The organism is Streptomyces sp. NPDC002870 (assembly GCF_042888505.1).
Taxonomy (GTDB): domain Bacteria; phylum Actinomycetota; class Actinomycetes; order Streptomycetales; family Streptomycetaceae; genus Streptomyces.
Map to the genome: position 1 here is coordinate 1 of NZ_JBIAPW010000074.1, position 6789 is coordinate 6789.

Sequence of the window (6789 nt, forward strand, 5' to 3'; positions counted from 1 at the left end):
GGGGGGGGGGGGGGGGGGGGGGGGGGGGGGGGGGGGGGGGGGGGGGGGGGGGGCCGGGGGGGGGGGGGTGGGGGGGGGGGGGGCTTGGGGGTGGGGGGGGGGGGGGGGGGGGGGGGGCGCCGGCCCCCGCCCCCCCGGCGAAGCCTGGGTCACCAAATGGTCATCCAGCACTGCTGGGCGAGAAGGACGCACGCAGCGACGTTCATCAGCTTTCGGGACATGACAATTGCGGTGAACTCGCGCAGGGTCGCGCTGGGCAGGAAGTACCGGGCGGTGGGCGAACCGAGCACCTGACCCCGTACCCCGGTGTCGCGTGCGACGAGGGCGGAGCGGAAGGCATGGAAGTTGTTGGTGACGACGGCACAGCGGTAGTCGGGGGAAAACCGCTCCATGATCGCCTTGCTGTAGAGCAAGTTCTCCTCTGTCGTACGGGACTTGTCCTCTCGCACGATGCGGTCCTCAGGAAAGCCTCGGTCGACCAGGTATTGCGCCATGGCGTGCGCCTCGGGCAGGTCCTCGTCCGGGCCCTGCCCGCCGGAAGTGATCAGTATCGGGGAGCGGCCGTGCAGCGTGGCCTGGCCTTCCCAGACGGCACGGCCGCGTTCGAGCCGACTCGCCAGCAGCGGCGGGACGCGCTTGCCTCCGATCAGCCCGGAGCCGAGGACGATGACGTAGTCCAGGCGTTCACGGACCTTGATGCGCCCGTAGAGGAACCCGTAGCCGACGAAGCACGCGAAAAGGAAGGCGAAGTAGGTCACCAGGAGGAAGGTGATCCCGGCTGCGATCGACAGAGGACGCAGACCTGTGGTGATCGCGGTGACCAACAGGGCGCCGACGGCAAGAATGCCCGCCCCTGCCAAGAGGGACAGAAGGTTGCCGAGGCGTCGGCCCTCCTTGCGCACCATCCGAACGCCGTTCCCGATCAGGTAGACGGCGAGCAGCATGACCGAGGCCACCAGGATCGCGATGAGGGCCACCTTTATCAGTTCGGACACCGGGCCGGGGGCAGCTTTGACGGCCTCGCCTATCAGACCGACTGCCATCAGGGCCACGGCGAGGCCGAGGAAGACGGCGTTGCTGAAGCGCCGCAGATCGTTGAGGACTCCGAGAGCGAAAAGCAGCGCGGAAGCCGCTGCAAGGATATAGATCAGCACAGCGTGGACACCCCTGTTGGTTCGGCTGGACTCACAGTCGTGCGAGGGCCGCCGTCCTCATAAGGAGTTCGGTGAACGGACGCAGAGCCGGTGCCCAGAGACGACGGTTCGCTGTGCCGCTCTACGTTCGAGTGGCTGCGCCGGTTCGATGCCCGGCAGGCCGGGGAATGTCCGCACATCTTCTTCACGGCCTGTCACGCAGCGGAGCGTAGGCCGATTCGTACATGCGCTCCGCGCCCAGGCGGAGGGCAGGATTGCGGGCGCCGGGCATCATGCCACCGATGCGGTCCCTACTGCGGGCCTGCGCCTGCACCCAGCGGGTTGCCGGCAGGAACAGGCCCGGCGGGCTGTGATCTGCACTCCACGATCTCCACCGACTTGCCTCGCCGCCCCAGCGCCCTTGCGGCGGACAGACCGGCGATACCCGCGCCGCCACCAGAGCCTTGCGTGCTTTGGACATGCTGTGTCTCCGTGAACCGTGGTCCGCGCTCCCTCTCCCCGCGGCCCGGGTGGGGGCGACGCGTGCCGTGTTCCGTTCTTCGGGTGGGCTTGCGCGGGTGCCGGAAGGGGAACGTGAGGACCGGACAACCGTCCAACTCCCTCCCCGGTCAGGCATGCTCGCTCGACGTGCTCCGGACCAGGCGTTCGATGAGGTCGGCGGCCCGCGGGCCGGCCTGCACCTCGCCGTACTGGGCGGCCAGGGCTCGGGCATTGTGCCGGTAGGACGGAGCGTCCAGTACCTTTCGCACCGCCGTGCGCAGGGCAGTCGCATCCGGCGTGGCCGTACGGAGGTCGACACCGGCCCCGGCATAGGCGACCCTTGCCGCCACCTCCGGTTTGTCCTCGCTCCGGCCGGCCACCACGAGAGGCACACCGTGACGCAGCGCCTCATTCACTCCGCCGAAGCCACCGTTGGTCACCATGAGACTGATGTGAGGCAGAAGCAGGTGGTAAGGAAGGTACGGAGCGATGTACGCGTTCGCGGGGAGGCCTGGGAACTCGCGCGTCGATGCGGCGTTGCCGAGGGTCGCCACGACGACCACGTCCTCCTGGCCGAGGGCTCTCAGGGTCGGCAGCAGGAGATCGTCGAGTTCGGTGTTGGAGACCGTGCCCTGGGTGACATGGACGATCGGCAGGCCCAAGGCGCGTACGGACTCCCACCAGTGCGGCATGACGTGTGCGGTATCCACGTCATCGGCGAGAGCACCGATGAAATGCACATGGGCCGGCAGGTCGCTACGGGGATACTCCAGGCCCGCAACCCCGCTCTGCAGGTGCAGATGGGGCGAGACTCCGGAACCCATGATGTCTTCATGCGACGAAGGCAGCCCCGCCCGCCGGCGTAGCTCGTCGCGATGGGCGAGTACGTCCTTCATGACGATGTTGTTGAAGACGTACCGCAGTAGCGCGTTGCGCGCGCGACCGGCCTTGCTGCTGCTCGGGGGCAGTCCCGAACCGAACGGCGCCGTGTCCCGGCTCGGGAGGGTGAGCGGAGTGGAGCCGACGCTGACCCAGGGCGGGCCGCCCAGTTCACTCAGCATCCGGGCTGCCCCGAAGCCGGGGTCGCACAGCAGAACGTCCGCGGCCCGGCGCTCGTGCAGCAGACGGAACTCCTCCATCTGCCCTGCGGTGGGGTTCATGAAGAGATGCTTGAGGTCCCATTTCACCCGCTTGAGCGCCTTGAGCTCCGCCCGCTCCGGATACAGCTCGTCCAGCGGTCCGGCGAACATGTCCAGATGAGGGCTCATTGGTTCCAGCTGGGCCCCCGTGGTCTCCACCTCGTCGGCGTACCGTTCGGAGGTGTACCACCGCACGGTGTGTCCCCTGTTGACCAGTTCGCGAACGACGGGCTGAAGGGAGACGACATGCCCGGTCGACGGAAGCGTACCTGTGAGAATCTCTGTCACAGCGTCCCCTACGGCGGTCCGACGCAGTCGGTTCATGGTCCGGCTACAGAGCACGCCTGGTCATACGTGGCCCTTCTCCGGATTCTCCCGACCCGTGCCGGGTCATGGCCTGCGGCCGTTGCGACGCCGGGCCCAGGCCCCACAGCATGGGCCCGGCGTCGGTCCCGGGCCATCGCCGGCCCGGAGCCAGGGTCCACAACATCCGCGTCGAACCCTGTCATTGGCGCGTTTAAGAGGACGGTCGCAGAACGGTTCACATGGAGGGCAAGTGCCTGCGGATGAGGTGGTGGTGGGGGGGTCCGCGATCGCGTCAGCCTCCCCCTGTGCGGCTCGATACTTGGCTCCCTGCCCGGCTGGTTCTGGCACTGGACCACCTGCTCGCTTCGACCTCACGTCGCCAGGCGGGCGACAAGTGCCCGGCGCGCCCGAGCCGTTTGCGTAGCGGAGACCACTGTGTGCAGCATGCTGAGCACCGAGGTCAGGTGCCGGGCACGGTCGCCGTCATCGATCCGCGTCCACGCCGCCATGGCGTTGCCTGCCGCGTGCCGTGTCCGGGGCGAGTGTGTGCCGTAGTGCGCGTGCAGTCGGCGGGCCAGCTGCGTCCAGTAGGCCGTGGCGGATGCATAGTCCCCACTCAGGTACGACAAGTGAGCTTGCAACTCGGCAATCTCCAGGCCTCGCCTCACAAGATGCTCCTCGCTCAGCTCCTTCGACATCTCGCCCAGGAGCGCATGACACATCCTCGTGGCCGCCGGGATGTCATGGGCGGAGCATGCTCTTCGGGCCTCTTCCAGTCGGCGGTCCATTTCGCCTGTCCAGCCGACCGGGCTGGGTGAGGCACCTCTTGCGCGCCGGGACGAGTCTGCGGTGTTCGGAGCGGCAAGGTCTCCCACGGCTCCCTGGCTGAGTCCCGTCATGTGCTGAAACTCCTCGTTTCCTGATGCGTGGGTGGGGGTGGTCCGGTGGGAGCGTCGGTTCGGCCGACAGCCCGGTCGCGACGGCCGGGAAGGGGCACTGCGCATCTCGGGAAAGGCTCGTCACCTCGTTGCTTCGCTGCCGAGGAGAATGCTCGTGCCTCGGTCTCCCGGAGAGTGACTGGCGTCGACTCCGCGGGGTCAGCCGTCGAAGTCACCCCTGCCGACGGGCGTTGCCACCCGATATGCCTCTACACGTGAGGAGGCCGCTGCCGGTTCACTCGCAGCACAGCGCTCCACTCGGACATGCGCTCGGTGGAGTGCCAGTCCTCCTCTTGTGGCCGCCCGCAGCATGGCGTGAACCCGATCGCGCTTTTCCCCGTAGCAAGCGGTGACACCCGTGTTATGCGCAGATCCTGGGTGTGCGCACAGTATCGCCGCCAAGGGATGCGACCGCAGACGGATACCCCCCTTGCCCGACCGAACTGCAGAACGAGTCAACCGGTGAACGTGAAAAGCTTCAACACTCCCCAAAAATCGAACAGCGCGACCGGCTCCGCCTCTCGTCCCGGCTACGCCGTGCTCCACTTGCTGCTGACCGCAGTCTCAGCGGATCTCTTGCTCCTGACTGTCAATCGGCGCACTGATCTCACGCTTTCATTCGCGGCACCCAACGAATTTCTGCGCTGGACCGAGGTGAACAACATGCTGCTCGGTCTGGTGACGGTACTTCTGTATTATGCGCTCAACTCTCATGTCGGCGCGCGGCCTGGCGGCGAGCGTCGAGATTCCCGAGCCCTCGGACTGATATTCACTTTCGGGGTCTACCTGTATGCGATGAGTTACGGCAGCCATGAGATAACCAATTATCTCAACTCCCGTTTCTGCTTCGACGGATCCGGAAGCTTCTGCAGCATTGTCGACTTCAATGACAATGAGTTCTCGCACTATCTTTTCTTCGGCGGCTTCATCATACTCAATGTCACCGTGATGTTCACTCAGTTTCTCTCTCCTGCGACGAGACCGATTTCACACCTGGACAATCTTCTGATCGCGGCCAACGCGCTGGTGATCGCGGCCGGAATTGCCGCCAATCTGGCCTTCGAACGCATTGGTGCGGATCTCTACGTCGTGGCGGCAGTGGCGATAATGACAGTCGTCATGTCACGCAGGCTTCCGGGGCAACCCATCCTGCGCTACTACGCCATCGCGTACGTGGGTGGATTCTCACTGGCGGTGGCGATCATCATGACCCGATAGAGCAAGCCCTTTGGCGCAACATCCCGTTTCATCATCGATGCCGATTTCCGAAGCTCGCGCCCGTCCAAATGGTCGCTTGAAAGCCATTGCGTGAAGAATGGGGAGGAGACGAAATGAGTCTGGCTCTCTCGACAGATTCCGTTCCCACCGCCGACAGACTTTCTTACCGGCGGCACAACGTCGTACCGAAGGCGTGTGTCCCCCTACCGGTGGTCACGACCGGGGAATCCTTCTGCGGAAACATCGTCACCGACAGAATCGGCTTCCTGCAGGTGGCGTCGGTCGCGGCGGAAGTGGAGCACGTCGACCGTGCACGACGCCTGATCGCCCGGTCCGACCATGAAGGCTTCATTACCGTGGGCTTGCAGAGAGAGGGCTCCGCCGTGGTCTCGCAGGACAACCGCAGCGCGGCCCTGGGTCCGGGCGACTTCGTTCTGTACGACACGAGTCGCCCCTATGAACTCGCCTTTCCCGAAGGCTTCCGGATGACATTCTTCCAGATACCCCGACAGGCCTTCGGGGTCAGGAACGGAGATATAAATTCCATCACCGGAACCGCCATTCGCGGCGACGGCGGGGCGGCTTCCGTCGTCAGTCGCGTTCTCGCCGAGTTGTCGAGGAATGCAGGGGAATATGATCCTGAAGTAGCAGAGATGCTGGCCCGCAACACTGTTGACCTGCTCGCCACGGTCATCACCGAACGGCTGGGGCGGGATGCCACGACAACGGACGCGGCGAAACATTCGCTCATGCTGCGAGTTCGAAGTTTTATTCGCAGAAACCTTGCCCACCCGGACCTCTCTCCGAAAATGATTGCGTCCGCCCATCACATGTCCGTGCGCTACCTCTATCGGCTGTTCGAGAAGGAGACGGCGACCATCGGCCGTCTCATACTCGAATGGCGGCTGGAGGAATGTCGACGCGACCTGGCACGCCCTGCCAGCGTGAGAGCCCCGGTGATGGTCACCGCACATCGATGGGGCTTCCAGAATCCGGCGCACTTCAGTCGCTCCTTCCGTACAGCCTACGGAATGTCCCCCCGCGAATGGCAAGCCGTGAACGACTCGATCTGCATGTGAACCCTCCTCCGAAGCGCCCCTTCCTTGGATTGTCCCCAGGGGCCACCCCCTGCCGTCCGGATAGGGGATCTGCTGGACGATGAGGACGGTTCACTCTCAGTCAAGAGCAGGTGCGCTGTAGGGAAAGAAGTGACTGCAGACCAGCCGTAAGGTCTGCAGTATGAGAGGCACTTGAGACGCCGGATCGTCTGTGACCAAGGCGGTGGTGCACCTGCCTCGGCTCTCTCTACATTTCGAAGTCAACGTTCCGGATATATCCTCAAGCAAGGAACACACACATGGTCCACAAGTCATCCTCCGGTCGGTCGTTCAAGCGCTTCGGCTTCGTGGCCGCTGCCACTCTCGGTGTGACGGGAGCTATCGGTGCACTGACATTGTCCGGTACTGCCGGTGCGGCCACTGCGTCGGTGTCGGAGCCGAAGCCGACGATTGTGCTTGAGCATGGGGCGTTCGCGGATGCTTCGAGCTGGAACGG

At 65.0% G+C, this 6789-nt stretch carries 6 protein-coding genes and 1 pseudogene; 3 read left to right on the forward strand and 4 right to left on the reverse strand.

Features of this window, described 5'->3' with window-relative positions; all coding sequences use genetic code 11:
• Positions 1-149: 149 nt before the first annotated feature.
• The 4 genes from ACFYWY_RS37920 to ACFYWY_RS37935 form a co-directional block, all read right to left on the reverse strand.
• Positions 150-1154, reverse strand: coding sequence for a YdcF family protein (locus ACFYWY_RS37920; protein WP_389195996.1), 1005 nt, complete (start codon positions 1152-1154; stop codon positions 150-152).
• Between the two features lie 290 nt (positions 1155-1444).
• Positions 1445-1750 (reverse strand): NAD(P)-binding protein, encoded by a 306-nt coding sequence (locus ACFYWY_RS37925; RefSeq protein ID WP_389195999.1) that lies wholly within the window; start codon positions 1748-1750, stop codon positions 1445-1447.
• Positions 1751-1762: 12 nt separating this feature from the next.
• Positions 1763-3061: a glycosyltransferase gene (locus ACFYWY_RS37930; RefSeq protein WP_389196002.1), complete on the reverse strand. Its 1299-nt coding sequence runs from the start codon at positions 3059-3061 to the stop codon at positions 1763-1765.
• Positions 3062-3450: 389 nt separating this feature from the next.
• A complete protein-coding gene (locus ACFYWY_RS37935) occupies positions 3451-3708 on the reverse strand; it encodes a hypothetical protein (protein ID WP_389196005.1) in 258 nt (85 codons plus the stop codon).
• Positions 3709-4479: 771 nt separating this feature from the next.
• Between ACFYWY_RS37935 and ACFYWY_RS37940 the strand changes: the two genes are divergently transcribed.
• The 3 genes and pseudogenes from ACFYWY_RS37940 to ACFYWY_RS37950 form a co-directional block, all read left to right on the forward strand.
• The gene (locus ACFYWY_RS37940) at positions 4480-5235 is read left to right on the forward strand and encodes a hypothetical protein (RefSeq protein ID WP_389196008.1); all 756 of its coding nucleotides are present in this window, start codon (positions 4480-4482) and stop codon (positions 5233-5235) included.
• 113 nt (positions 5236-5348) lie between these two features.
• Positions 5349-6314, forward strand: a complete 966-nt coding sequence (locus ACFYWY_RS37945) for a helix-turn-helix domain-containing protein (RefSeq protein WP_389196011.1) — start codon at positions 5349-5351, stop codon at positions 6312-6314.
• A 278-nt stretch (positions 6315-6592) separates the two neighbouring features.
• A pseudogene (locus tag ACFYWY_RS37950) lies at positions 6593-6789 on the forward strand (alpha/beta hydrolase); the annotation flags it as partial.

Excerpts from the sequence above, each read along its gene's own strand:
- ACFYWY_RS37945 (WP_389196011.1), top strand. The coding sequence starts at position 5,349 with ATGAGTCTGGCTCTCTCGACAGATTCCGTTCCCACCGCCGACAGACTT.